This window comes from Enterococcus sp. M190262, assembly GCF_005843965.1.
Taxonomy (GTDB): Bacteria; Bacillota; Bacilli; order Lactobacillales; family Enterococcaceae; genus Enterococcus_D; species Enterococcus_D gallinarum.
In genome coordinates this window covers 3,183,723-3,209,799 of record NZ_CP040461.1, presented here as the reverse complement: position 1 = coordinate 3,209,799, position 26,077 = coordinate 3,183,723, and the positions used below count along the sequence as shown (strand labels likewise).

The 26,077-nt window shown below is 35.7% G+C and carries 26 protein-coding genes; all 26 read left to right on the top strand.

The genetic code is table 11. The features are described from left to right. Positions 1-3 precede the first annotated feature (3 nt). Positions 4-1,821, top strand: coding sequence for a nucleoside-diphosphate sugar epimerase/dehydratase (locus tag FE005_RS15150; RefSeq protein WP_138372135.1), 1,818 nt, complete (start codon positions 4-6; stop codon positions 1,819-1,821). Between the two features lie 11 nt (positions 1,822-1,832). After that, positions 1,833-2,447, top strand: coding sequence for a sugar transferase (locus tag FE005_RS15145; RefSeq protein WP_138372134.1), 615 nt, complete (start codon positions 1,833-1,835; stop codon positions 2,445-2,447). Beyond that, positions 2,444-3,310, top strand: a complete 867-nt coding sequence (locus FE005_RS15140) for an NAD-dependent epimerase/dehydratase family protein (RefSeq protein ID WP_138372133.1) — start codon at positions 2,444-2,446, stop codon at positions 3,308-3,310. The genes FE005_RS15145 and FE005_RS15140 overlap by 4 nt, the downstream gene beginning before the upstream one ends. Then, a complete protein-coding gene (locus FE005_RS15135) occupies positions 3,307-4,533 on the top strand; it encodes a glycosyltransferase family 4 protein (RefSeq protein ID WP_138372132.1) in 1,227 nt (408 codons plus the stop codon). Before FE005_RS15140 ends, FE005_RS15135 begins: the two co-directional genes overlap by 4 nt. Continuing rightward, positions 4,533-5,555: a polysaccharide biosynthesis protein gene (locus FE005_RS15130; RefSeq protein ID WP_138372131.1), complete on the top strand. Its 1,023-nt coding sequence runs from the start codon at positions 4,533-4,535 to the stop codon at positions 5,553-5,555. Before FE005_RS15135 ends, FE005_RS15130 begins: the two co-directional genes overlap by 1 nt. Continuing rightward, positions 5,552-6,661, top strand: coding sequence for a capsular polysaccharide biosynthesis protein CapF (locus tag FE005_RS15125; protein ID WP_138372230.1), 1,110 nt, complete (start codon positions 5,552-5,554; stop codon positions 6,659-6,661). The genes FE005_RS15130 and FE005_RS15125 overlap by 4 nt, the downstream gene beginning before the upstream one ends. Positions 6,662-6,663: 2 nt before the next feature. Further along, positions 6,664-7,788 (top strand): non-hydrolyzing UDP-N-acetylglucosamine 2-epimerase, encoded by a 1,125-nt coding sequence (wecB, locus tag FE005_RS15120; protein WP_138372130.1) that lies wholly within the window; start codon positions 6,664-6,666, stop codon positions 7,786-7,788. Further along, positions 7,785-8,978 carry a glycosyltransferase gene (locus FE005_RS15115; RefSeq protein WP_138372129.1) on the top strand — a complete coding sequence of 398 codons (1,194 nt, stop codon included), beginning with the start codon at positions 7,785-7,787 and terminating at the stop codon, positions 8,976-8,978. The genes wecB and FE005_RS15115 overlap by 4 nt, the downstream gene beginning before the upstream one ends. After that, positions 8,971-9,930 carry a polysaccharide pyruvyl transferase family protein gene (locus FE005_RS15110; RefSeq protein WP_138372128.1) on the top strand — a complete coding sequence of 320 codons (960 nt, stop codon included), beginning with the start codon at positions 8,971-8,973 and terminating at the stop codon, positions 9,928-9,930. The genes FE005_RS15115 and FE005_RS15110 overlap by 8 nt, the downstream gene beginning before the upstream one ends. Positions 9,931-10,276: 346 nt before the next feature. Continuing rightward, positions 10,277-11,305 carry a hypothetical protein gene (locus tag FE005_RS15105; protein WP_142434520.1) on the top strand — a complete coding sequence of 343 codons (1,029 nt, stop codon included), beginning with the start codon at positions 10,277-10,279 and terminating at the stop codon, positions 11,303-11,305. After that, positions 11,298-12,479: a glycosyltransferase family 4 protein gene (locus FE005_RS15100; protein WP_138372126.1), complete on the top strand. Its 1,182-nt coding sequence runs from the start codon at positions 11,298-11,300 to the stop codon at positions 12,477-12,479. Before FE005_RS15105 ends, FE005_RS15100 begins: the two co-directional genes overlap by 8 nt. Next, positions 12,472-13,983: a hypothetical protein gene (locus FE005_RS15095; RefSeq protein WP_138372125.1), complete on the top strand. Its 1,512-nt coding sequence runs from the start codon at positions 12,472-12,474 to the stop codon at positions 13,981-13,983. The genes FE005_RS15100 and FE005_RS15095 overlap by 8 nt, the downstream gene beginning before the upstream one ends. A 1,623-nt stretch (positions 13,984-15,606) precedes the next feature. Continuing rightward, the gene (locus tag FE005_RS15090) at positions 15,607-16,368 is read left to right on the top strand and encodes a PTS sugar transporter subunit IIC (RefSeq protein ID WP_138372124.1); all 762 of its coding nucleotides are present in this window, start codon (positions 15,607-15,609) and stop codon (positions 16,366-16,368) included. Further along, positions 16,369-17,226 (top strand): PTS system mannose/fructose/sorbose family transporter subunit IID, encoded by an 858-nt coding sequence (locus FE005_RS15085; RefSeq protein WP_138372123.1) that lies wholly within the window; start codon positions 16,369-16,371, stop codon positions 17,224-17,226. A gap of 21 nt (positions 17,227-17,247) precedes the next feature. Then, positions 17,248-17,718 (top strand): PTS sugar transporter subunit IIB, encoded by a 471-nt coding sequence (locus FE005_RS15080; protein WP_138372122.1) that lies wholly within the window; start codon positions 17,248-17,250, stop codon positions 17,716-17,718. 12 nt (positions 17,719-17,730) lie between these two features. Next, complete coding sequence (locus FE005_RS15075; RefSeq protein WP_138372121.1) at positions 17,731-18,720, top strand: D-isomer specific 2-hydroxyacid dehydrogenase family protein; 990 nt, start codon at positions 17,731-17,733, stop codon at positions 18,718-18,720. Further along, positions 18,717-19,118 (top strand): PTS sugar transporter subunit IIA, encoded by a 402-nt coding sequence (locus tag FE005_RS15070; protein ID WP_138372120.1) that lies wholly within the window; start codon positions 18,717-18,719, stop codon positions 19,116-19,118. The genes FE005_RS15075 and FE005_RS15070 overlap by 4 nt, the downstream gene beginning before the upstream one ends. Positions 19,119-19,137: 19 nt before the next feature. Then, complete coding sequence (locus FE005_RS15065; RefSeq protein ID WP_138372229.1) at positions 19,138-19,410, top strand: UxaA family hydrolase; 273 nt, start codon at positions 19,138-19,140, stop codon at positions 19,408-19,410. Further along, positions 19,410-20,585, top strand: coding sequence for a UxaA family hydrolase (locus FE005_RS15060; RefSeq protein ID WP_138372119.1), 1,176 nt, complete (start codon positions 19,410-19,412; stop codon positions 20,583-20,585). Before FE005_RS15065 ends, FE005_RS15060 begins: the two co-directional genes overlap by 1 nt. Before the next feature lie 496 nt (positions 20,586-21,081). Next, positions 21,082-21,924: an acyltransferase domain-containing protein gene (locus tag FE005_RS15055; RefSeq protein ID WP_138372118.1), complete on the top strand. Its 843-nt coding sequence runs from the start codon at positions 21,082-21,084 to the stop codon at positions 21,922-21,924. Positions 21,925-22,239: 315 nt separating this feature from the next. After that, positions 22,240-22,701 carry a hypothetical protein gene (locus FE005_RS15050; RefSeq protein WP_034704255.1) on the top strand — a complete coding sequence of 154 codons (462 nt, stop codon included), beginning with the start codon at positions 22,240-22,242 and terminating at the stop codon, positions 22,699-22,701. A 4-nt stretch (positions 22,702-22,705) separates the two neighbouring features. Continuing rightward, positions 22,706-23,422 carry a GntR family transcriptional regulator gene (locus FE005_RS15045; RefSeq protein WP_034704258.1) on the top strand — a complete coding sequence of 239 codons (717 nt, stop codon included), beginning with the start codon at positions 22,706-22,708 and terminating at the stop codon, positions 23,420-23,422. A 134-nt stretch (positions 23,423-23,556) separates the two neighbouring features. After that, on the top strand, positions 23,557-23,976 hold the full coding sequence (locus FE005_RS15040; protein WP_138372116.1) for a PTS sugar transporter subunit IIA: 420 nt from the start codon (positions 23,557-23,559) through the stop codon (positions 23,974-23,976). Positions 23,977-23,990: 14 nt separating this feature from the next. After that, on the top strand, positions 23,991-24,461 hold the full coding sequence (locus FE005_RS15035) for a PTS sugar transporter subunit IIB (protein WP_138372115.1): 471 nt from the start codon (positions 23,991-23,993) through the stop codon (positions 24,459-24,461). 18 nt (positions 24,462-24,479) lie between these two features. Then, positions 24,480-25,262 (top strand): PTS sugar transporter subunit IIC, encoded by a 783-nt coding sequence (locus FE005_RS15030; protein WP_034704263.1) that lies wholly within the window; start codon positions 24,480-24,482, stop codon positions 25,260-25,262. Continuing rightward, positions 25,252-26,061: a PTS system mannose/fructose/sorbose family transporter subunit IID gene (locus FE005_RS15025; RefSeq protein ID WP_003126076.1), complete on the top strand. Its 810-nt coding sequence runs from the start codon at positions 25,252-25,254 to the stop codon at positions 26,059-26,061. Before FE005_RS15030 ends, FE005_RS15025 begins: the two co-directional genes overlap by 11 nt. The last annotated feature ends 16 nt before the right edge of the window (positions 26,062-26,077 follow it).

Below are 26,077 nucleotides of genomic sequence, written 5' to 3'. Positions count from 1 at the left end.
GGGGTGTTTGAATTAACAAGAAGAAGAAAAATAGCCACGTTGGTTATAGTAGATAGCATATTATTGGTTTTTGCCAATATTGCTTCGTATTATTTTATGAAACCATTTGTTTTGATTCCGATGGATTTTATGCAAATTTCAATTGTTCTTTCAATTGTCTTATACTGGCTATTTGGCTGGATTTTTCGCGTCTTTTCCAGAATTAATCGTTACACGAATCTGCGAGAAATGATCGCTATCTTTTTAGCGTTGACATTAAGTTCAATTACAACGATTCTTCTTCTTTTCTTCAGTAAAGAAAACTATAGTATGCGTCTAGTGGTCTCCACTTACTTTCTTTCGATGTTCTTTATCATTGCTAGTCGATTAGTTTGGCGCTTGTACATCGAAAAGAAAAACAGTCGTTGCATACCTAGTGAAGAAGTAAAGAACACCTTGATTCTAGGAGCAGGCGAGGGTGGCCGAATTCTCTATAATAGCTTGTTAGGATCAAAGACTGCCGGGGATATCAATGTCGTTGGGTTCATTGATGATGATCCCAATAAAAGACATACCTATCTTTCTGGTAAGAAAGTGCTTGGCTCTATCAAAGACTTGCCAGAACTAGTTGATAAGTATGAAATTGCTATGATAACTATCGCGATTCCTTCGCTTTCCCGCAAAAAACTGCGTGAAATCTTTGAATTGATCGAGCCATTACATGTGAAAGTAAATAGTATGCCGTCAATGGAAGAAGTCGCTTCAGGAAAAATCAATCTCTCTCGCTTAAAAGAAATCGATGTGGTTGACTTATTAGGGCGAGATGAAGTTCAGTTGGATATTGATGCCATTAAAGATCAAATCACAGGAAAAACGATCCTCGTGACAGGCGCCGGGGGATCAATCGGTTCAGAAATTTGTCGTCAAGTCATCCGTTTCAATCCCCGAAGACTATTGCTGTTAGGTCATGGAGAAAACTCGATTTACTTGATTGATCGCGAATTAAGAAACAATTATCAAGAAAATATAACAGAAATCGTGCCTATTATCGCAGACATCCAAGACCGTAAGAAAATCTTTACAATCATGGAACATTATCAACCAGAAATTGTCTACCATGCCGCGGCCCATAAACATGTGCCATTGATGGAGTACAATCCAAGAGAAGCAGTTAAAAACAACGTCTACGGAACTAAAAATGTCGCTGAAGCGGCTAAAGCAGCTAAAGTCAAAAACTTTGTCATGGTTTCCACAGACAAAGCAAACAACCCGCCGAATGTCATGGGAGCGACGAAACGCATCGCCGAAATGATTGTTACTGGATTAAATGAAGCAGGATGTACAAAATTTTCAGCTGTCCGTTTTGGGAACGTGTTAGGTTCTCGAGGGAGTGTAATTCCCGTGTTTCGGGAACAAATCGCAAATGGCGGACCAATCACCATCACCGATTTTCGCATGACGCGCTATTTTATGACCATTCCAGAAGCCAGCCGATTGGTGATTCAATCAGGGGCTTTGGCCAAAGGTGGAGAAATCTTTATTCTAGATATGAGTGAGCCAGTCAAAATCATTGAATTGGCAAAAAATATGATTCGATTGAGCGGGTATAGCGAAGATGAAATAGAGATTATTGAAACCGGGATTCGTCCCGGGGAAAAACTCTACGAAGAACTGCTATTAGATAAAGAACGAAACGATGAAGCTGTGTTTGAAAAAATTTTTGTTGGCAATATTACTGGTTATTCAATAGCAGAAGTCATGGAATTTGTTGAACAATTATCTGATGATGACAAACAGCTAGCAAAAGATGTTGTTGCTTTTGCCAATGCTTCAAATAAATAGGAGTGGATCAAGTGTACAAAGATAGGGTAAAGCGAGGGATTGACTTTTTGCTGTCCTTAGTGGGGATAATCATTCTTGCCCCAATTTTTTTGATCTTGTGTCTAGCAATCAAAGTAGATTCAAAAGGTCAAATTATTTTCAAACAAAAACGAGTAGGCAAAGACAAACGTCATTTTAATATCTACAAGTTTCGCACAATGAAAGTTGATACCCCCAAAGAAATGCCCACTCATTTATTGGAAAATCCAGATTTTTTTATTACAAAAGTTGGGAAATTCTTGCGAAAAACAAGTCTAGACGAACTGCCGCAGCTTTTTAATATCCTAAAGGGTGATATGGCAGTGATTGGTCCACGGCCGGCATTATGGAATCAATACGATTTGATTGAAGAACGTGATAAATATGGGGCAAATGACATTCGTCCAGGATTGACTGGACTGGCTCAAATCAGTGGACGTGATGAGTTAGAGATACAGGAAAAAGCTAAACTTGATGGGCATTATACAGAACACATTAGTTTTGGAATGGATGTTAGATGTTTCTTTGGAACGATTATCTCTGTATTTAAAAGTGATGGTGTCGTCGAAGGTGGTACCGGAACGATAAAGAAGGAGGATGTGGAATGAAACGAATTCTCATCACCGGAGAAAATAGTTATATTGGCACCTCTTTCGTGGAATGGACGGAACAACATAAATACGAGTATTCTTTTGAAACAATTAGTGTCAGAGATACTTATTGGAAAAAGAAAGACTTTTCGAATTACGACTGTATAGTACATTTAGCGGCAATTGTACATGTGAGAGAAAAAAATCAAGAACTTTACTATAAGATAAATCGAGATTTGGCGGTTGAGGTGGCTGAAAAAGCTTGTCACGAAAAGGTGAAGCAATTCATTTTTTTTAGTACGATGTCGGTTTTTGGCGTAGATGAGGGAGCTATCGGAATCAATACAGAGAAGAATCCTAGAACCGCATATGGAAAATCCAAACTTGAAGCAGAAATCGCTCTACAAAACTTGGAAAATGATGAATTTAAAGTAGCAATAATAAGGCCACCAATGATATATGGAGCCGGATGTACTGGCAACTATCAAAAATTATCAAGTTTAGTAAAAAAAATATTATTTTTTCCTAAAATAGATAATAAAAGAAGCATGCTTTACATTGAAAATCTGCATAGCTTTTTAAAAATAATAATAGATAATGAACTAGAGGGAATTTATCACCCTCAAAATAAACAATTTGTGAATACTTCAGAATTAGTCCGCGAAATAGCTAGAGTTCATAATAGAAAAATTACGTTAATTCCAGGATTCCAAAATGTCATAAAGTTTTTCTCTCTTAAGTCAAGGCTAATACAAAAAGTTTTTGGTTCTTTATATTATGATTCGACAATGTTAGGGTATCCAGATTCTTCATATAGAGATATAAATTTTTCCTATCAAGAAAAGGATTTTGTCTGTAGCATTGAGGAGAGTGAAAAGTGAGAAAAGATGTACTATTTATGTGTCAGTTTTTTTATCCAGAGTATGTGTCATCTGCACTATTGCCATACCAAACAGCAATTGGCTTAAGAAATTCTGGATTAACTATTGATATAATGTGTGGATACCCTAAAGAATATATGGGAAAAGAAAAGATCATTCTCAAAAAAGAAGTTGTAGAGGGGATGACTATTTTCAGAAAGAAATATCTTCAACTGGGGAGGAAAAATTTTCTTAGTCGCTTGATAAACTATTTTTCATTCACCGCTACCATGATTCTGAATATAATGAAATGTAGGAATTACAAGGTAATTATTGTTTATTCAAATCCACCAATATTACCCTTGGTTGCAATCGTTGCAAAAAAACTATTTCAATGCAAAATTATTTTCGTTGCATATGATCTTTATCCTGAAATTGCGGAACGAACAAATGCAATTCAAGAAAGTAGTTTGATTTCAAAGGTTATGAGAAAAATTAATTCTAAGCTATATCCCAACGCGGCACAAGTTGTTGCATTATCAAATGACATGAAAAATTTTATAGTTTCTGAAAGAAAGGTTGAATCTGATAGGGTTTCAGTTATACAAAATTGGGCAACAGAAAACTTTCAGGTTACAAGTATTAAGTCGAGAGAATTTTCAGCACTCAGAGAAAAATATCAGATTATTGTCTCCTATTTTGGGAATATGGGAACAGCACAAGATATAGAAACTATTATTGATGTGATTTCAAACCCACTTATTCCAAAAAACAAAATTGCTTTTCTTTTTGCAGGGCATGGAAATAAACAAGAAGAAATAAAAAATGTGATTAACAATTTTAGACTGGAAAATTGTTATTTGTATGATTATCTGAGTGGCAATGATTTTAACGATGCGTTGAATATTACTAATTTTTTCATTGTTTCGCTTGAAAAAGATTTAGCGGGTCTAGCAGTTCCCAGCAAGACATATAGCTATTATCAAGCAGAAAAGCCTGTTATTGCCATCATGAATACAGATACAGATATTTCAAAAGAAATTTGTGAAAATAACGCAGGGATATCTGTCAAAAATGGTGAGTCTGAGAAATTAGTCAATTGGCTTTTGCTTCTCTTAAAAGATAAAAATCAGATTTTACAAATGGAAATAAATATGAAAAGTTTAGTTACCCAAAGTTATAGTAGAGATATTCAAATTGAAAAATACAGAAATATGATCTTTAAAGTACTGGAGGAAAAATAATGTTCAAAAATAAGGTTTTATTAATAACGGGTGGAACAGGCTCTTTTGGAAATGCTGTAATGAAGAGATTTCTAGATTCCGATATAAAAGAGATCCGTATATTTTCACGTGACGAAAAAAAGCAAGATGATATGCGTAAGAGATACAATAATGATAAATTAAAATTTTATATTGGTGATGTAAGGGATATAAATAGCGTGAAAAACGCAATGTATAATGTTGATTATATATTCCATGCGGCTGCTTTAAAACAAGTTCCTTCATGTGAGTTTTTTCCTATGGAAGCTGTCAAAACGAATGTTATGGGGACAGACAATGTTGTGACTGCAGCTGTTGAAATGGGAGTCAAAAAAGTTATTTGCCTTTCAACAGATAAAGCGGCCTATCCTATCAACGCTATGGGAATTTCAAAAGCAATGATGGAAAAGGTTTTTGTTGCCAAAGCGAAAACTGTTTCTGACGATAATACTATGATTTGTGGTACCCGTTATGGCAATGTTATGGCATCTAGAGGTTCTGTTATTCCTTTGTTTATTGAACAAATCAAATCCGGTAAGCCATTAACTGTGACAGACCCAGGTATGACAAGATTTTTAATGAGCTTAGAAGAAGCAGTTGAACTTGTCGTATTTGCTTTTGAAAATGCAAAAGCAGGGGATATCATGGTTCAAAAATCGCCAGCTTCTACCGTTGGAGATCTAGCACAAGCAGTGAAAGAACTATTTCATGCAGATAATGAAATTCATATCATTGGTACTAGACACGGTGAAAAGCGATATGAAACTTTACTTACAAAAGAAGAATATCTTGTGGCAAAAGATATGGGCAACTTCTATCGTGTCCCTGCTGATACACGTGATTTGAACTATGACAAGTATTTTGTGGAAGGAAGTACAGAATTAACTCAAGAAGGGGAATATAATTCAGATAATACACAACGTCTTTCAGTAGAACAAATCAAAGAAAAGCTATTAGAGCTAGAGTATGTTCAAGAAGAGTTGAAAGAGTGGAGAAAACAATGAGAATTTTAGTGACAGGCGCAAATGGCTTTGTTGGTAAAAATTTGGTGGCTGAATTGAAGAATAAAGGTTATTCTGACATTTTTGGCTATGATATTGATACGCCAGATTACTTACTAGACGAGTATTGCTTAAAAGCTGATTTTGTTTTTCATTTGGCCGGAGTTAATCGTCCTAAAGATGATTCAGAATTCATGGAAGGAAATTTTGGATTCACATCTCTCCTATTAGATAAGTTAAAAGAGTATAACAATACTTGTCCAGTAATGATTTCTTCTTCCATTCAGGCCGCGTTAGATAACTCTTATGGGAAAAGTAAGAAAGCAGGAGAAGATTTATTGCTTTCTTATCAAGAAGATACAGGAGCTAAGGTATATGTCTATCGCTTTGCTAATCTATATGGTAAGTGGTCAAAGCCAAATTATAATACAGTTGTTGCCACATTTTGCTACAAAATTGCTCGAGACGAGGAAGTCACTGTAAACGATGAAACAGCTAAAATTGAATTATGCTATATTGACGACGTTGTTAAAGAATTGCTTCAATGCTTGGAAGGAAATCCAACTTCAAAAGAAGGCTACTGTGTTGTTCCAGAAACTGATACAATCACTGTAGGTATATTACGGGATCTCATTGTATCTTTTAAAGATAGTCGTCAGAATTTATCTGTTCCTAATTTGAGTAATCGAATTGAGAAAAATTTATATAGCACATACTTAAGCTTTCTTCCTGAAAATGATTTTTCTTATCCGTTAAAAATGAATATAGACGATAGAGGATCGTTTACTGAATTCTTACGGACAGAAGATCGAGGTCAAGTTTCTGTCAATATTTCTAAACCAGGAATCACTAAAGGAGATCATTGGCATCATACCAAAAATGAGAAATTCCTGGTTGTAAGTGGTGAAGGAGTAATTCGGTTTAGAAAAATTGATTCTGAAGAAGTTATTGAGTATTTTGTATCCGGAGAAAAATTAGAGGTAGTGGATATTCCCGTAGGTTATACCCATAACATTGAAAATTTAGGTTCCTCAGACATGGTCACGATTATGTGGGTAAATGAACCGTTTGATTCTCAAAATCCGGATACCTATTATATGGAGGTTTGAATATGAAGAAATTGAAGGTAATGACAGTTGTTGGAACTCGTCCAGAGATTATCCGATTATCGGCTGTAATCAATCGTTTAGAAAATTCTGAAGCTATCGACCATATATTGGTTCATACAGGACAAAACTATGATTATGAGTTAAATGAAGTGTTTTTTGAAGACTTTAATTTGAAAAAGCCAGATTACTTTTTGAATGCTGCAACGGGTACTGCTATTGAAACCGTAGGGAATATTTTAATTAAAATTGATCCAATTCTTGATACAGTAAAACCAGATGCCTTTTTAGTACTTGGAGATACAAATAGTTGTTTGTGTGCTATTGCAGCTAAAAGAAGACATATTCCTATTTTCCATATGGAAGCAGGAAATCGTTGCTTTGATCAGCGTGTCCCTGAAGAGACAAATCGTAAGATCGTTGATCATACGGCAGATATCAATTTAACTTATAGTGATATTGCTCGAGAATATTTACTAAGAGAAGGACTCCCAGCAGATCGTATCATTAAAACTGGTAGCCCAATGTTTGAAGTATTGAATTCAAGAAAAGAAGATATCGAAAACTCAATGATTTTAGATGAATTATCTCTAGTACAAGATGAATATTTTTTGGTTTCAGCACATAGAGAAGAGAATATCAGTTCAGAAGAAAACTTTTCTAATTTAGTTGAATCATTAAATACTATCGCTGAGAGATATCAATATCCAATAATTATCAGTACACATCCGCGTACGATGAAAATGATTCAACAAAAAGGAATTCAGTTTCATTCCTTGGTTCAAACGATGAAACCAATGGGATTCAATGATTATAATAAACTACAAATGAATGCAAAAGCAGTTTTAAGTGATAGTGGAACTATCAGTGAAGAGTCGTCGATTCTTAATTTCAAAGCGTTAAATATTCGTCAAGCTCATGAACGTCCAGAGGCTATGGAAGAAGCATCAGTGATGATGGTCGGACTAGCTAGCGATCGTATACTGCAAGGACTTAGTGTATTGGAAACACAGGAAAAAGATACATTAAGAAAAGTTTCAGACTACTCTATGGCAAATGTATCAGAGAAAGTACTTCGGATTATTTTATCATATACTGATTATGTGAATCGTGTGGTGTGGACTAAATGAAAATTTTGCTGATTAATACAGTTGCTTCATCTGGAAGTACTGGTAAAATTTGCATGGATTTATATAATTCTTTAGAGCAAGATGGACATGAAGTTTGCATTGCTTATGGGAGAAATGATCTTTCAGAAAATTTTAAGCAGTATAAAATAGAATCTAAAGCTGGTGTATATAAGCATGTTTTTGAAAGCAGAGTTTTTGATAATAGTGGTCTAGCATCAAAAAAATCTACAAAAAAATTTGTGAATTTTATAAAAGAATACAATCCAGATATTATTCATTTGCATAATTTACATGGATATTATATTAATTTTCCAATTTTATTTAATTTTATAAAAAAGAATCATTACAAAACTATCTGGACTTTACATGACTGCTGGCCATTTTCTCCTCATAGTGCGTTCTTTGACTTTAATGATGAAAACTATATCACTGTCTCAAGAAGGGAGTTAAAAGAATATCCGAAAACTTGGGGATTGAACAGAAGTGATAGAAACTTTGAATTGAAAAAAAAATATTTTTCAAATTTGAAAAATTTGTATTTAGTTACACCATCACATTGGTTAGCAGATGGTGTAAAAAAAAGCTTTCTAAAAACTTACCCATTAAAAATTATAAATAATGGAGTGGACCGGAGTATATTTTATAAAGGTAAAAATAGTACAAATAATGAAAAAAAAGTGATTCTAGGAGTTGCAAATATCTGGGATGATAGAAAAGGATTAAACTTTTTCGTTAATCTGTCAAAAAAAATTGATGATAGCTATAAAGTAGTATTGGTCGGAAAAACAAGCAAAAAAGATAAGAGTACTCTGAAAAAATGTGAAAATATTGAGTTAATAGAACAAACTGAAAATCAAGAAAGTCTAGCAAATATTTATAGAAAAGCCTATGTTTTTATTAATCCTACATTAAATGATAATTTTCCAACTACTAATTTAGAAGCACTTTCATGCGGTATTCCCATAATAACTTATGATACAGGGGGGAGTTCTGAAGTCATAACAGAAACTACAGGTATTGTGGTGAAAGAAAAAAATACTGAAGCCCTCTTGCGAGGCATAAAGACTATTGAAAAAAAATACGAAGTGGGCGACTTTGCAAGATTAGGGGAAAACCAATATCATTATTCTAAAGAAATGATGTTTGATGAATATCTAAATTTATACAGAAAGGTTTCAGTCGATGAATAAAATATTACTTCATAATCCTGGAATAGGAACGTTAAATATTGGAGATCAGATAATCTCAGACTCAGCAAAAAAACAATTATCTAGCTTACTTAAACAAAGTTTTGTTTCTGAAATATCAACCCATATGCCTAATTCATACTACTATATGAGATTATTTAGAGATATGGATTTTAGTTTTGTATTAGGAAGTAATTTATTAAAAAGTACAAAATTTGGTTTTAAACGTCAATGGGATGTTAAGCTGAGTCAATTTTATTTAAATCCTGCAATATTAGTGGGAGTAGGTTGGTGGCAATATGGCAATAAACCTAATCTATATACAAAGATGTTATATAAAAAAAGGCTAAGCAGTCAATTTTTGCATAGTGTTAGAGATGAATATACGTTAAAAATTCTTAAAGATATGGGAATAAAAAATGTCGTTAATACATCTTGTGCGACGATGTGGGGATTTACGGAAGAATATAATTATAGAATTCCTCAATATAAATCTAATAATGTTGTATTTACATTGACAGATTATAACAAGAACGAGGTTTTAGATAAGCAACTAATAGATTTGTTAATAAATAATTATAGAAACGTCTATTTTTGGCCTCAAGGAACTGGAGATTTGAATTATATCATTTCTTTAATGGGAGATGAAATAGATAGAATAGAATTTATTGAACCGAATTTAAACTCATATGATAACATTCTGAAACAACAGGATATAGATTTTATCGGAACAAGACTTCATGGTGGAATAAGAGCGTTACAGAATGAGAGAAGAACATTGATACTTAGTGTAGACAATAGAGCAGAAGAAAAGAAAAAAGATTTTAATTTACCCGTAGTTTCAAGAAATAGCATAGGAGAGATTCAAAACTTTATAGAAAATAAGTTCATTACTCAAATAACCACGCCTCAAAAAGATATTTTACTATGGAAAAATCAATTTGGGGTGAAATAATATGATAAATATATTGGCCAATATTTTTGTTTGCATACTTATGATTCCCTTCTTAGTATACGTATTAGTTAAAAAAGTAATAAAAAATATACCTAGATTATTATACTCACAAAATGTAATCAATTATTTTGTGATATATTGGATTATAGCTTTTTTATTTTTCCTCTATGGACCAATAAGGTATCCTAAATTTAATATAACGATTGTTACATTTCTTTTTATTATGTATGTGTTTGCTATAAAAATTGGTAGTTACTTTGGACAAATAATCAATGTTAAAAAGAACCACAAATCATCATTTTATAATTATGATTTGTGGAAATCATTAATTAATTGGGGTCTTTTTTTGGGAATTGTGTTATCTGTACTGTCGATGTTAACTAGATCCAATTTTACTAGTTTTAGTCAAATGTTCAATAATCTTTTGCTTGGTTTTTCTGATCCGAGCCAAGGTTACTCACAGAATCTTTCTAACGACTATGGTGGAGGTGCTATTACACAAATTTCTACCATTATGTCTCCAATAGTTCATATGAGTTTTGTATTAGCAATATTTTTTTGGGGGAAACTCAAGTTTTTGCAAAAATGGATAGTGTTTTTGTATATATTTGTTGAGTCTGGGCAATCCATAATTAAAGGAACAAATTTTGGGTTATTTAAAATTGCTATGATTTTAGTTACTGTTTTATTAATCAATAAAAATATGAAGTTGACTAATAGTCAAAAAAAATCTTTTATTGCAAGATTCGCACCATTAATAATTTTCTTTGTAATATTTTATTTCTTTTTCTCGATTTCTTCAAGAATGAATTACCAAGCAGTACCTGGTACAATTTTTAATTTATCAGTTGATTTGAACAACTTTTTTATAAAATATTTACCAGTCGGAATTTCTATACCGTTACTATTAGGGATATCTTACCTGTCCCAAGGATTTTATGGATTCCAAATAGCAACGACCCATGATTTTACTACAACATACTTTTTTGGATCAGGTCGATTTTTACTTTCTATTCCAGAAAGACTTTTTGGTATAGATTTGTGGGAAAGAACTTTTCAAAGTAAAATGGAGGCAGTATGGGATTCAAGAGTCAATTGGCACACAGCATTTACTTGGATTGCAAATGATATTAGTTTCTTAGGAGTGGCTATCTATTTGGTTATTATTGGGCTGATGTTTATGTTAATTTTTAATGATGTCAGAAAAAACCAAAATCCCTTAGCAATAGTAGTTCTTCCGATATATATTATAATGCTTGTTTTTATGCCTTTGAATAACGTTGTATTTGATAACCCATTATTATTTATGCCATTTTTTGTTTTGAACTCTCTATGGATTTTAGATAAGATATTTTTTAAGGAGATAAATGATTGAAATGAAAATCTTGTTTATTGTTAGAAAGTATTTTCCGGATATATCTGCATCTGGAAACTTAATTAAGCCATTGGCTGAAGCGATGACTTCTAATTCTACTATTGATGTACTTTGTTTGGGAGAAAGTAATAAAAGAGAGACTATTAATGAAATTGATGTAATAAGAATACGTGCAAAAAAAAAGAAACAATTAAGAATTGTAAATAAAATTAATAGGAATCTAGGGATTAATTACTACGATAAATCAGTATATATGTCGATACTTGAAGTGTTGAACAGTTCATTGAAAAATAGTTATGATAAATTCATAGCGATAACGTATGAGGAAGCATTGGCACTTAGAGATTCTGATATCGACCAAGAAAAAAAATGTATGTTTCTGCTTGAGAAAATCCCCTATGTTAATGGATTTAAAAAAAGGTTTTTCAAAAAAAAAATTATTGATAATCAAACAAATTTTTTCAATAGTTTCAGTAAAATATTTTGTTTAAATGATGTAGTTGAGGAATTGGCATCCTATATACCGCAAGATATCATAAATAAAATAGTATCACTTAGACATCCAATGATAAGAGAATATAATACAAACCTTGTTAAAGATGATAATAATGAAGATAATCAAACTATCAGGTTTTTATATGGTGGGGGGTTAGATAGAAAACAAAGAAATCCGGAAAAAGTTATACAACTTATGAGTGGTGTAGCAAGCAGAGAGAATATTCTATTTACTATATTTTCTTACGGAAATTATCAAGAGAGGTTGAAAGCACTTGAAAAGTCCAACTTTTTTTTACAAGTATATCCGCCTATCGATTCAGAACAATTCAAATCTGAGATGATTAAATCAGACTTCTTAATTTCAATAGGGAACAAAGAGAGTGATATTATCCCAAGTAAAATTTTTGATTACATATCTTCCCAAAGACCAATTGTTCATTTCGCTCAGAGTAAAGATGATAAGTATTTTAAAATACTTAAGGAATATCCGTATGCGCTTATTTTAAATTTGTATAAATTAGATAAATCTGAAAGTGAATTGTTAACTTTTGTTGAGAAATATAAAGATAAAAAAATCCCATCAGAATTTATTAAAAATACATTCAAATATTATACTCCAGAATATGTTGGTGAAAAGATATTTATAAGTTTATTAGAGGGAAAATTTGATGAATAAAACAAGGAAAAGCTTATTAAATGCTATCACATCAGTATTGTTATCACTAATTAATGGATTGACCAGTATTATAGTCATACAAAAAATTATTGAGATATATGGTTCTGACTTCAATGGGTTAAATTCTACTGTTAATCAATTAATTAATATGTTGCTAGTTGTAGAGGGAGGATTTACACTAGCAATAAGTGTTTCTTTATTTGCTCCTTTAACTAATGATGATTTTGACTTAATAAATAGAATACTGTCTGCAAGTGAAAAGATTTTCAAAAAAATAGGATGGTTATTCCTTTTACTGGGTACTATTGTGACAATAATAGCTTCAATTTTAATAAAATCAAATTTACCATATACTATCATCTTTTTATCATTTTACATGATGGTAGTTTCTACATTCATAAATTTATATTTTTCGACAAAGTATAGAATAGTTTTGCAAACTGATCTCAAAGAATATATTATTAACTTATTTCAGGCTTTTTTTCTTGTTATCTCACAACTAATAATATTATTTGTAATCAGTATTGAAGCTAATATGTTGTATATTCGATTCGTTATGATGATGAGTGCTGTTATGACAAGTGTGTCCATTATTATTTATGTCAAAAGAAGATATTCCCAGCTGAGTTTTTCAGAGATTCCAGATTTTGAAGGGATAAAAGGAACAAAAGATGTTTTTGTACAGAAAATAACCAGTGTTTTATACGGGGCTTTTCCTATGATCTTTATTTCCATGACAGTGGGGACTAAATTCGCAAGCGTATACATTGTTTACAATAATATTTTCTCTTTGGTTAAGAGTATAATTTATTCTGTGGTAAATGCACCTAGGATTGGATTTGGTCGTATAATCTCAGAGAAAGATAAGAAATATGTTTATAAAGTTTTTAGCTTATACGAATTTAGTATTCTAACTATACTAATGTATGCCTTATTGTGTTTAGCAGTTTTGATTCGTCCTTTTATGAATTTATATACTAGAAATATGGCTGATCAAAATTATAATAATCAAGTGCTTATAATAATTATGATACTTGTCATGTTTTTCGAAGTTATTCATATTCCAAGTGGAAACATAATTAATATGGCTGGAAAGTTTAAAATAGGTAAAAGAATTCAAACAATTGCTGCAATTTGTTTGATTGGGATGATGTTAGTTTTCAATATATTTTATGGATTTTATGGAATTTTATTTGCTATTTTATGTACTGCTATTTTATTGGCTGTACTTGAAATTGGATATATTTATAAAGTATTTTTTCAAATGCCTCTTAAAGCTTTTCTTACACCAGTTTTAAAGATGACTTTATTTTGTTTTTTTGTTTTTTATTTTCAAAACAACATATGTTCTTTCGAAATAAATAATTTTTTTAACTTATTTTGTTATGGATTATTAGTTGCACTTATAAATGGAGGATTGCTACTCTTGTATATTTTTATTTTCGAGAAAAACAAATTTTTGTCTATTTTAGCATATACAAAGGGTGTATTTAATAAAAAATAATTACTAAGTTTTTATGTTTGAAATTCAAGATTCAAAATAAAACGATATGAGAAGTTCATTTTTAGGTCATTCTAATCAAGAAGATAATTCTTTTGAAAATAAAGATATTAAATAAATAAGCTATCAAAGTTTTAAAGATAATTAAGGTTGTTAGAAAATTCCTATAAGAAGACAGTAGTTATCACAAAAGTTAGACTTTTATGGAGTGGATAAATCCACTTCTTTTTTATGATGAAATTAAATGTTAAAATACTATTTGATTGTCTTTATTATACCCAGATTACACTCTGTTAGTTCAATTGTTTCTGAGTATTAATTAATGTGATAAAAGATGTATTAATATATAGTCAGCTTTAACATGTTAAAACTTCATTAGCTCTTCCCAAATAGATTCTTTCTCTAAAAGACTGAAAAATATTTTATAAGTAATTTATCTAAACTATTTCCTTTACGAGATATACTTTGAAAATTTTTAGGTTTCTTTAATATATGAATGTAAATTTTGATTTAGTAGACCTAGCTTTAAACTGATTAAAAAAGTTTAAGCTTTTTTTACCTAGATTACTTTTCTTAATTTTCCATTAAGGCTAATAAAAATTTAGGAAAAAATTCGTTGCTATATTTGTTGCGCTTTTTTTAGCAGATATCGGAATAGAAATTTTTTTTGAAAGTTACAGTTTTTTGTGATAGAACTTTATCACAATATTGTTTAATATGACTTTGCAATGAATCCAGCTTTTTGGGTGAAAACAATCATAATCTATATGACTTTTACGAACTCTCAAGATATTGCTTTCGGTATTTTGGACTAAAAGTTAACGATCAGAGTATTACTACTAATACAGGTTAATTTAAGAAATTTCACTGGCTTGATATAGCTTCATAGCATCAAATTTATACTAAGCAGAATATTTTTGACATCTATGTTTTCTGAAATGGTCTTCTTCAACAATTTATTGGGTATTAATTAGCCTTGTATCTCATCTGTATATTTAATATCGTGCTTTTGGATAGATATAATTAGCAGTTTCTGTCTTGAAAAATTCTTAATCGACTTTCATTTTAAAATTAAATCTATATTAGATACCCCGTATCTTCTTTTTCTTTCCTCTAAAAATCCCCTCAAAAAAAATCAACGAAAACGTATGTTCCCTCTTGCCAAAAGGTAACGCTTTCTATATGATGAAATGGAATAGAAACCAAATAAAAAAAGGCACTTTCTACGGGTGTTGGCGCACCTGTAGAAAGCCCTGATCAGTCACCAAGTTTACAGAGCTGACCAATCAAGTTGCCATAGTTGTTTCCCGAAGGAACCAACGTGTTTATTTTACCGAAAGTTGATAGCGATTACTAGTCGCTTTGTACAATTTTTTGAAATTTTCACGTTTTTTCTGAGGTTTATTTCGCTATGCAAAGGCATTGGATACGCTGGTCTGATGCCTTTTTTGTTTTTTCTTGATCGAGTGGTTTTCATGGAAATAGGACGCTGTTTCGTTATTGCAAGCTGCTTTTGTTGGCGGATCAAGTAATGCTTTCATCCTAGGTAAAAAGTAGAATTTGGTTTCTATTCGCCTTTCATTTTTCACTGTTGGTATTGATAGAATTAGAAACGGAGGAAAACATATGTCAGTGATCCAGGCGTTGATCATCTCAATTTGGGTGGCGTTGATTCAAGCCCGCTTCTTCGGGTATGCAGGTTTGAACTTGCGGTTTAGTCCGCTTATGACGAGTTTATTTGTCGGTGTCGTTCTGGGAGATGTTGCCCAAGGGGTAACGGTTGGTGCAGCTATCCAATTGATTTCTATGGGTCAGATTGCGCCAGGCGGGCAGATGGCAACAGAACCGGCTGTCTCGGGAACTGTTGCTACAGCAGTCGCTATCTTAGGCAATCTAGAGCCGACAGCGGCAGTAGCGATCGCGATTCCCGTCGGAATTCTTGGGAGTTATTTATATACATTAAAAATTATCGTGAATTCTTTTGTGACCAAATACATTGATCGAGTGGTCAATAATCTGGAGGACAAGAAATTTACTTTTGCAATCGGTCTGCTGCCAACCCTTTTGACGATGCTGACTCATGTACCGGTATTATTTATCGCTTTATATTTCGGGGCAGATTCGATAGCGAGTGTCGTGACACAATTAGAAGGCACAGTCGTCTTTCATATTCTAGATGTGGTAGCCAGTGCATTACCGGCTGTTGGTATTGCCATTCTGATTCGGATCATTGGTCAAAAGACCGACATGTTCTTTTTCTTCCTGGCATTCTTCTTAACGATTATTTTGAAAGATTTAGGGATCACCATGGTTACTTGGGCGGTCATGGGTATTGTGACTGCTGGTATTTACACCATGATTATGATCAATGCAAAGGAGGCAGCCTAGATGAATGTAGAGAACACAACGACTGAAAACAATGGACTGTCAAAGAAGGAACTGAACCAGATTTGGAATCGCTGGTACTGGATGAACGAAATCCCTCGCACCTATGAGCGACAAGTAGCACCGGCGTTGATGTATGCATTGACGCCTCTGCTCAAAAAAATCTATAAAGATCCTGAAGACTTGCGGGATGCCTACAATCGGCACTTGACCTTTTGGAATACTGATGCGATCTGGGGCGGCAGTACCATTTCTGGGGTTACTGCATCTCTGGAAGAACAGCGAGCCAAAGAGTTGACAGAAACAGGTTCTGAGCAGACCGTTTCAACAGAATTGATCGAAGCAACGAAAGTCGGATTGATGGGACCAATGGCAGGGATCGGGGATTCCATTAATAATGGCACGTTGCAGTATCTATTGATTGCGATTGCACTGCCTTGGGCTGCAGATGGTTTATGGTTCGGTGCGGTTATTCCCTGGATCGTCTTTTCTGTTGTAACGTATCTCTATGGCCGTGCATTTGTCCACTTTAGTTATCGGTTAGGGAGGCAAGCGGCTCGAGAACTGATTGCCGGAACAAGAGCCAATTTAATCATGAAAGCGTTGACGATTCTTGGTATGTTCATGATGGGAGTGACGGCGGCACGGTTTGTGACGATTCAATCTTCATTATCTTTTGTCCTGTCAGAAAGAGAATTTGCTTTACAGAGTATTCTGGACTCTATCTTGCCAGGCATCTTACCACTTTCACTGATCATGGGCTTGTACTTCTACTTTGAAAAGAAGGGTCTGAATGTACTAAAAGGGATGTTATTGCTGACTGTTATCGTTGGATTGCTGGCAGCGATCGGAATTTTATAAATCAGAAAGAGGGTGTCACAAATGGGGAAAATTACTTTTGCTCGAGTAGATAGTCGCTTGATTCATGGCCAGATCGTGACAAAGTGGGCCAAGTCTTCGGGTGCGAATACGATTTATATTATCGATGACGCGGTGCGTTCCGATGATTTTTCGATGGATATTTATATGGCTTCAGGAAAACGTTACGGTTTTCAAGTGAAGGTATACAGCATAGCGGAAGCGCTGGCAGCTTGGGAAGCCAATCAGTTCGGTGCAGATAAAGTATTTGCTTTGTTCAAAACGGTAGCAACAGCGATCAAGTGTTTGGAGTTGGGGTTACCGTTACCTTGTTTGAATCTAGGCGGCACGCCAAAAAAACAAGCAGCAGAATTCTTTATCAAAAATGTTGCCCTAACTGAGACAGAGTTGGAACAATTGCAGCAGTTGTCAGCTGACAAAGACATTAAGATTTATGCGCAAACGGTTCCCGAAGCAGCAAAGAAATCAATTTAGGAGGAAGCCGCGATGAATAAAATTGCAGTAGTCAATTCAAAAAGTTTTGGTAAGTTTTTTCCAGAACATATCCAGCGACTGCAGGCATTCGGTGAAGTGGATTTTCATTTTTTTGAGCCAACGATTAATGGAGATCAATTGGCTAAGGCACTTAGTGACTATCAGTGCATTATCGCTAGTGTCACACCAACTTTTGATCGTACGTTTTTTCAGAATACACCAAAGCTTGGGCTGCTTTGCCGTCATGGTCTAGGGGTCGATAATGTAGACCTTAGTGCTGCAACAGAAAATCAGGTACTGGTGACTAAAGTCTTAGGACCAATCGAACGGCAAGCGGTAGCAGAACATGCGATTGCTTTGTTAATGAACGAACTTCGTAAGATCAATAAAGGGCAGCGGCTGATCAAAAATGATGAGTGGCACTTGCGGTCGAGCTGCAATAGTTTTGAACTCAAGCACGCAACGGTCGGTGTGATCGGCTATGGCAATATCGGCTCCCAGGTTGGCCAGATTCTGCATGAAGGCTTTGGTGCTGAAGTGCTAGTCTATGATCCTTATAAGTCTGCTGAAGACATTCACAAAGCAAAAGGAAAAAAAGTATCTTTGCCGGAATTATTGTCAGAAGCGGATGTCATCACACTTCACTGCAATCTTTCAGATGAAAACCAGCGGATGCTTTCTGATGCAGCTTTTGATCAAATGAAGCAGCATGTCTTGCTGATCAATACTGCACGTGGGGAATTGGTGGATGAAGCAGCTTTGATCCGTGCGTTGGCTAGAAAAGAAATTTCCGGTTATGCTGCCGATGTCTTTTGTCAGGAACCGTTAGATCCTGCGCATCCATTACTGGCTTTTGAAAATGTCACATTGACCCCTCATATCGGTGCGTATACTTCTGAGAGTTTAGCAGGAATGGGGGAACATGTCGTAACGAATATTGAGCGCTTTTTTGCGCACTTAGAACCCTTTGATCTGGTGAATGAAAGGAGTTGGTCGGTATGATTGGTATGCAAATTATTTCTCATGGCGAACTCAGCCAAGGGATCGTTCATTCGTTACAAATGATCATTGGTGAGACACAGCAGATGGCGTTCGACACACTTGCTGAAAATGAAGAGGTCGACAGTTTCCGTCAAAAAATTTTAGATCAAAGTCGCAAGCTGGATAGGGGGCATGGGGTCTTGGTATTTGTCGATATGTTTGGAGCAACGCCTTACAACTGTGCTTACTATAATTCACAATTTTTTGACCCTAACCATTATCAGATCGTTGCTGGGTTCAATCTACCATTAGTGATTGAAGCAATCATGCAACGTGACCAGATGACTTTGCCGCAATTAGTCGCACATTTGCGTCAGGCAGCGATCGACACGATTGTCTTTCAAGACAAACATGAGTGAAGAGAAAGTGAGGCAATTTATGTATACGGCATTAATGATGCGTCCCCAGGACAATGTTGCAATGGTTTTGCAACCAACACCGGCGGAATCATCCGTGAAGATTGTTAATCAAGCGACCTTAAATGAATTCCTGATTGTCCAGTCTATTGACAGCTACCATAAATTTTCTGTAAAAGATATTGAATCTGGCGAAGAGATTATCAAATCTGGCGAAGTGATAGGGATTGCTACAGCAGTGATTACCAAAGGTGAACATGTGCATACACATAATGTGAGGAGCATCAGAGTCTAATGAAACCAATAATGGGTTATAAACGATCCGATGGGCAATATGGAATCCGCAACAAAATTTTAGTCATTGCGACAGTGGGCTGTGCCAATGAAACTGCACGCCGTCTGGCTGAACGAATTGCCGGCACGGTCTTTATCCCAGCTGGGAAAGGCTGTGGTCAAATTGGAGATGCAGTAGAAATCACCAAACGAACGTTGACGGGATTTGTCTTAAATCCCAATGTCTATGGGGCAGTCTTTGTCGGGTTAGGCTGTGAGACGATTCAGCCTTACGAAATGGTGGCTCGGGTTCAGAAGGTATCAGACAAACCGGTCTACTCTTTTAGCATCCAGGAAGAAGGCGGGACAACAAAAACAATCGCGACAGTCGTTCCTTTATTAGAAAGACTGGTAGGCGCGGCTGCCCGGATTGTGAGGGAACCCGTTGAACTATCTGCTCTTACTTTAGCGACCAATTGTGGCGGCAGTGATGCAACCAGTGGGTTATCCGTCAATCCTGCTTTGGGAGTTGCGACAGAACTTTTGGTAGCTGCAGGCGGTCGATCGATCTTAGGAGAAACGACAGAATTGATCGGTACAGAGCATATCTTGATCCGTCGTGCCAAAAACCAACAAGTCAAACGGGATATTCAGACTATCATTGGCGGTCTCGAAAAACAATTTGAACGTCTCCAAGTAGATATTCGAGGAGCAAATCCTTCACCTGGTAATCAAAAAGGTGGTTTGACGACACTTGAAGAAAAATCGTTAGGCGCAATCATGAAAGCAGGACACGCCACGATCAATCAAGTCGTCAAATATGGAGAGATCGCCACTGAAAAAGGGGTGATCATCATGGACACTCCAGGATACGACATTGAATCTGTAACGGGGATGGTGGCTGGCGGCGCCCAGATCTGTGTCTTTACAACGGGGAGAGGCACGCCCATTGGAAATCCCATCGTACCAATGATCAAGATTACCGGTAATCATGATACGTATCAACGAATGACTGAACATATGGATCTTGAGTTATCTGCGATCATTACTGGCAAGATGTCCATCAAAGAAGGCGGCGAAAGGATCCTTTCGGAAATGATCGAAGTAGCAAATGGAAAACGAACTGCAGCGGAGAAACTAGGCTTTCAGGAGCTAGCAATTTATCGGAACAATGAAGTCTGGGGCTGTGATTTATAAAATAGACCTAACTATATACCGTTAAACATCCTATCTAGGTGATTTAGCAGTTGCTATTAAGTCGATCGTACTTTTGAAAAACTGTCACTTTCAGCAATCGTCATTACTGCAATAAAAAAGAAATATCAAGAAAGTACAATCAAGAAAGTACAATCAAGAAAGAACTGTTATCGAAAAACGATGTAGCGCCCTCTAAAAGTTAGCTGTTTCAGCTATCCTATGGAGGGTGCTCTCTTACGAATATATTCTTGAAGGAATGTGTAAGAGTGCCTTTTCGGATAGAGGACGGATTTCTTCGTGAAAAAATGCCTAGAGAGGAGGCACAAATGAGTCTATCTTCTTTGAAGCAATAATGGGTTAGGATTTTAATATAAACCGGTATATTTTAGTATCATTTAAGCGCTAGACTTTTTATAATTAGATGAAGCGATTACAAGCAAAGTTTGATGTCATAGATCAATAAGAAGAATTCAAGGTTGATAATAGGAGGAACAACATGTTAGCGAACAGTGAGCCATTGGAGCAATTGATGGGTTTAATAGAAATGCCCGTTTTAGTCCAAGAGAAAGTGAACGCAGCTTTAGAAGAGCTGCAAGAACAGGAGGTCATTACGAGTATACATAAATTGATCGATCCAGCAGCATCCGCAGCAGAAGCCAAACGATTATCACAACTGTACAAAGAGGAGTCAATGAAAGAATTGGCAATCCATTTGTATGCAGCAACCATCAGTTGGAAACATCTCTATCAGCCACTGCAAATTCCTCATGAGGTTTATTTGACTACGATGAAGGCATTCACTCGTTTCTTAAATGAAACGAAACAAGTCAGCAATCAGGATATCTTTGATCGCGGATTTTGGACATGGCGATATTTGTGCGGACTAGAGTTTAGAATCGATCAGCTGGAATTTGAAATGATCGCCGCTGATCATAAGGGTCAAGCACCACAACTTGAAGGTCAAACCTATCTTTCTCTTCACATCCCTTCAGATGCAAAACTGGTTCATGAGCAAGTCCAAGAAAATTATCAGTCAGCCAGAATGTTTTTTGAAACCTACTTTCCTGCATACGCTTCAGCACCAATTGTGACGGATACTTGGCTGCTTTCGCCCAAGTTGAAAGAATGGCTGCCAGCAACTTCCAACCTCGTTTTGTTTGGAAATGACTACGAACTGCTGTTGACAGAACCAGAAAAAAATGACAGCGTACTCTGGCTCTTCAATACTATTTCTAACGATGTCAGCAAGTATCCCGAAAACACCACCTTACAAAAAGCAGCGAAGGCATGGCTGTTAGCAGGGAATGCGATTGGATCGGCTATAGGACGATTGAAATAGTTTTTTCGAAGCAGAAGGACGGCGATTATCGCTAAAGTGGATACGAGTGTTACAGGGAAACTGAGTATGATCGTGTTCGTTTGATAGTTGCAGTGAAAGAAGAGACATAACAGGAGTTTCCTGGAGAACTAAAAAAGCAAAGACCTGGAAATCAGAAAGAGATTCCAGGTCTTTTCTGCTAAGTAAAGGTATACCAGACACATTTATTCTGTGTCGGAATGGCGTCATTAGAAGACTATCTTTTAAAAAAAATAATTATTCAGTATAATAGAACCGAAGTACGTAGCACTAATGCGTAAGGAAAAGGAAAAGTCAATGAGAATAAAGAAAAAAATCAGAGAATATCATACACCGTTCGCAAGAGTCGCTGATAAAAGACTGGAATTAACGTTATCATCAGAGACGATTGCAGAAAAGAAAAATTTTTATAATGTGTTGTTTAACGACGACCGTATCGGCGACGTTATGCAGCGGGAGTTTCTTTTGCAGGAAGGCAAGAAACCTGTTGCTTTGCTGAAATCGTGGATACCAGTCGATTATTTGGTAGAAAGAAAAAATGCTGATGTAGAATTATTAGTAGACCAGTCAAAAGGGGTATCTAGTATTAGAAAAGAGATTGCCCTGTCATGGCCGAATGAAATCGAGGCACAGCAACTGCAGATCATTGGAGACAGTCAAGTGCTGATTGAAAAAACCTTTTTTTTGGATCAAGATAAAACGATCATCCGCTACGAAGAAGAAATCTCTGATCCAGATGCGTATTTGTTTGAGGAGTGAGACAATGGGAAAGTTTTTGTACTTAGAAGCCAAAAGAAAAATTGTTGAGATGATTCAAGGCGGCGACTTTGGTTCAAATGATAAGATCCTGAGTGAGCGTGAATTGGCAGATATCTTAGGGTATAGTCGGATGACAGTTAAAAAAGCCATTGGTTCCCTGGTAGAAGATGGTGTTCTTTATAAAAAGCGGGGCGCGGGAACTTTTCTATCCAATGAGGGACATTCCAATCGTTTTGAGGTTGGAGACGAGTCGCCGCTATCTTTGACACAGGGGATTCGAATCAAAGGAATGGAGTCTAGCAGTTTTGTTGAATCCTTCAAACTGGTTTACGATGATCCAGAGCTGATGGCTGTCTTTCCAGAATACTTTGAGTTTTTTGAATTGATCCGGGTGCGGGAGGCTAATGAAGACAAAGTATCCTTGCAAATTGCTTATTTCCCTTTTCGTTTATTTAAAGATGCTCATCGCTATGATTTTGGTAGTTTTTCACTCTATGACTATATGGAATACAAAAATAAGCGACCTGTCAAATTCAAGAAACAGTTTTATGCTAGCCGAGTGGAAGACGAAAAACAGTTCAGCAAAATCAATATGCGGCCTGGAGAATACGTCTTATGTATTGAATATTATGGCTATACTGATCAGAATGAGTTGGTGGAATATACAAAATCTTTTTTTAATCCAGAAAAAATAACCTTCAATGTAGAGACCGACTATTAAGTGGTTCTAAAATTGGTTGCTAAAAAAGACCTATTCAAGAAATTGGTCTTTTTTTTGTTGTTTTTCTATCGAAGGGGTTCTATTATCTAGTTGTAAGTAATTGGGAAACGATTACAGATGAAAGGAGAAGACACATGAAAATTGTTTTGGCGAGTCATTCTAATTTAGCACAAGGCATGAAAGATACGGCTGAATTTATTATGGGGAAGCAAGAAAATCTATCTGCGATCACCGCCTATGTTGATGAGAAGGTTGACTTTTCGGCACAGCTTACAGCGTTGATCTCAGAAATGGCAGAGGAACCAATCATATTTATCAGTGATCTGCTTGGAGGGAGCGTCAACCGTGTGATCACTGAAACAATTGCAGGAAAAGAGAACCAATTTCTAATTGCAGGGATGAATTTGCCATTGGTATTAGAAATTGTTTCAATGAGTTTTTCTGCAGAACCAGCAAAGATTAAGGAACAACTCCAGCAAGTGATTGTAACCGCTACAAGTGGGATCAAATTGATAGAAGTAAATCCAGATCAACCAGATGAAGACGAATTTTAAGGGAGAGAGTCAACATGATCAAAATGACAAGAATTGATTACCGTTTATTACATGGACAAGTAGCATTTGCGTGGACAAAAAATTTGTCTGCCAATGCGATTTTGATTGCAAATGACAACGTAGTGAACGACTCATTTAGAAAGCAAACATTGAATTTGGCAAAACCTAATGATACGAAATTGATATTTAAAAGCATTGACGATTCAATTGCTGCGATTAAAAGCGGTGTCACAGATAAATACAATGTGTTCATCGTTGTAGAAAATGTTCATGATGCCTACCGATTGGCAAAAGGAACTCCGGAAATCAACAAAATCAATTTAGGATTATCCGCAAAGCGTGACGATAGCAAGAACATTGCGAAAGCAGTCTATGTCACATATGAGGAAATCAAAGAACTAACGGAACTGGAAAATTCCGGCATCGAAATCTTAGTTAAACAAGCACCAAATGATGCCAATATAGAATTCAGATCGTTAGTTTAGCCGAAGGGAGTAAGGATGATGATTGTTCAAACGATTGGTATTTTTATTATTGCACTAATAGCAAATATGCAGGATTTTCTAGGTTCTTCCTTCATTGGCCGTCCCTTAGTCACGGGATTATTTGTTGGGTTATTATTTGGGGACGTGACCCAAGGCTTGATCATGGGTGCGACTTTAGAGTTGGCCTTTCTAGGTTTGATGGGGGTCGGCGCCACTGTGCCGCCGGATGAAATTATCGGCGGAATCTTGGCTACCGCACTTGTTTTAAAAAATGGTTATGGTGTCGATGTGGCATTGACACTTGTCTTGCCGATCGCAGCCTTAGGATTAGCCATCAAAAACATTTTATATGTTGTGATCTTTCCGGCAATGACTCATAAAGCTGATCACTTGATTGAAGAAGGCAAGATCAAAGAAGCGGCCAATATGCATTTATGGGCATCTTTCACTCGGATTGGATTGATGACAGTCGTGACTACTGTTGCCTATGTAATCGGCAGCGGTACAGTCGATAAAATTTTGAAATTAATACCACAAGCTTTTATTGATGGGATGAATATTGCTACCAATATTCTGCCTGCTGTCGGATTTGCTATGTTGATCAATATGACTTTCTCTAAAAAAGTGGCACCCTTCTTTTTCTTAGGTTTCGTTTGTGCCGCATACTTGAAATTAGATATGATCGCAACTGCAATGATTGGCGCTATTTTTGCAGGGATCATGTACATCATTTTTGATGCGATCCAAAAAAACAAAGGGCAAGTGATGACGGATGGGGAGGAACAATACGATGACTTCTAAAAAAATCGCAAAGAAAGATTTGATGGGCGTCTTTTGGCGGTCAATGCCGATGGAAGCTTCATTCAACTATGAACGGATGATGAGCTTAGCGTTTGCCTATACGATGGGCGGCGTGATTCAAAAACTTTATCCAGACAAAGATGATCAGAAAAAAGCAATGAAAAGACACATGGAATTCTTTAACTGTACATCAGCGACTTCTCCATTCATTGCAGGTGTTGCTGCTTCAATGGAAGAAAAGAAAGCAAATGATCCTTCTTTTGATGAATCTTCTATCAATGCCATGAAAGCTGGATTAATGGGCCCTATCTCAGGTATCGGTGATTCGATCTTCTGGGGAAGTTTGCGGATCATTGCCAGCGGTATCGGGATTTCATTAGCGAAACAAGGAAGTATTCTTGGTCCGATTTTGTTTCTGCTCGTATTTAACATCCCGAATGTTCTCGTTCGTTATTTCGGTACCATGTGGGGCTATAAAGCCGGGGTTTCTTTTATTGACAAGATGTCAAGCGGATTGATGGATAATATCACTTATGCAATCAATATTCTGGGAAATACCGTAATCGGTGGGATGGTCGCTTCAATGGTGATCATCAATATCCCAGTGAAATTGACCAGCGGTAAAGATGCGCAAACGATCCAAGGATTGCTAGACTCGATGATGCCAGCCTTATTGCCGTTACTGATCACATTCCTATTCTGCCGTTTGTTGAAAAAGGATGTCAAAGTCTTCTATATCTTATTGGCAATTCTAGCTGTAAGTATTTTAGGGGCGGTATTCGGATTTTTAGCGGTATAAAAAAGGAGAGAAACTC

Coding starts and splice junctions, on each gene's coding strand:
- FE005_RS15140 (WP_138372133.1), top strand. CDS start 2,444: ATGAAACGAATTCTCATCACCGGAGAAAATAGTTATATTGGCACCTCT.
- FE005_RS15130 (WP_138372131.1), top strand. CDS start 4,533: ATGTTCAAAAATAAGGTTTTATTAATAACGGGTGGAACAGGCTCTTTT.
- FE005_RS15125 (WP_138372230.1), top strand. CDS start 5,552: ATGAGAATTTTAGTGACAGGCGCAAATGGCTTTGTTGGTAAAAATTTG.
- wecB (WP_138372130.1), top strand. CDS start 6,664: ATGAAGAAATTGAAGGTAATGACAGTTGTTGGAACTCGTCCAGAGATT.
- FE005_RS15115 (WP_138372129.1), top strand. CDS start 7,785: ATGAAAATTTTGCTGATTAATACAGTTGCTTCATCTGGAAGTACTGGT.
- FE005_RS15110 (WP_138372128.1), top strand. CDS start 8,971: ATGAATAAAATATTACTTCATAATCCTGGAATAGGAACGTTAAATATT.
- FE005_RS15100 (WP_138372126.1), top strand. CDS start 11,298: ATGATTGAAATGAAAATCTTGTTTATTGTTAGAAAGTATTTTCCGGAT.
- FE005_RS15095 (WP_138372125.1), top strand. CDS start 12,472: ATGAATAAAACAAGGAAAAGCTTATTAAATGCTATCACATCAGTATTG.
- FE005_RS15090 (WP_138372124.1), top strand. CDS start 15,607: ATGTCAGTGATCCAGGCGTTGATCATCTCAATTTGGGTGGCGTTGATT.
- FE005_RS15085 (WP_138372123.1), top strand. CDS start 16,369: ATGAATGTAGAGAACACAACGACTGAAAACAATGGACTGTCAAAGAAG.
- FE005_RS15080 (WP_138372122.1), top strand. CDS start 17,248: ATGGGGAAAATTACTTTTGCTCGAGTAGATAGTCGCTTGATTCATGGC.
- FE005_RS15075 (WP_138372121.1), top strand. CDS start 17,731: ATGAATAAAATTGCAGTAGTCAATTCAAAAAGTTTTGGTAAGTTTTTT.
- FE005_RS15070 (WP_138372120.1), top strand. CDS start 18,717: ATGATTGGTATGCAAATTATTTCTCATGGCGAACTCAGCCAAGGGATC.
- FE005_RS15065 (WP_138372229.1), top strand. CDS start 19,138: ATGTATACGGCATTAATGATGCGTCCCCAGGACAATGTTGCAATGGTT.
- FE005_RS15060 (WP_138372119.1), top strand. CDS start 19,410: ATGAAACCAATAATGGGTTATAAACGATCCGATGGGCAATATGGAATC.
- FE005_RS15055 (WP_138372118.1), top strand. CDS start 21,082: ATGTTAGCGAACAGTGAGCCATTGGAGCAATTGATGGGTTTAATAGAA.
- FE005_RS15050 (WP_034704255.1), top strand. CDS start 22,240: ATGAGAATAAAGAAAAAAATCAGAGAATATCATACACCGTTCGCAAGA.
- FE005_RS15045 (WP_034704258.1), top strand. CDS start 22,706: ATGGGAAAGTTTTTGTACTTAGAAGCCAAAAGAAAAATTGTTGAGATG.
- FE005_RS15040 (WP_138372116.1), top strand. CDS start 23,557: ATGAAAATTGTTTTGGCGAGTCATTCTAATTTAGCACAAGGCATGAAA.
- FE005_RS15035 (WP_138372115.1), top strand. CDS start 23,991: ATGATCAAAATGACAAGAATTGATTACCGTTTATTACATGGACAAGTA.
- FE005_RS15030 (WP_034704263.1), top strand. CDS start 24,480: ATGATTGTTCAAACGATTGGTATTTTTATTATTGCACTAATAGCAAAT.
- FE005_RS15025 (WP_003126076.1), top strand. CDS start 25,252: ATGACTTCTAAAAAAATCGCAAAGAAAGATTTGATGGGCGTCTTTTGG.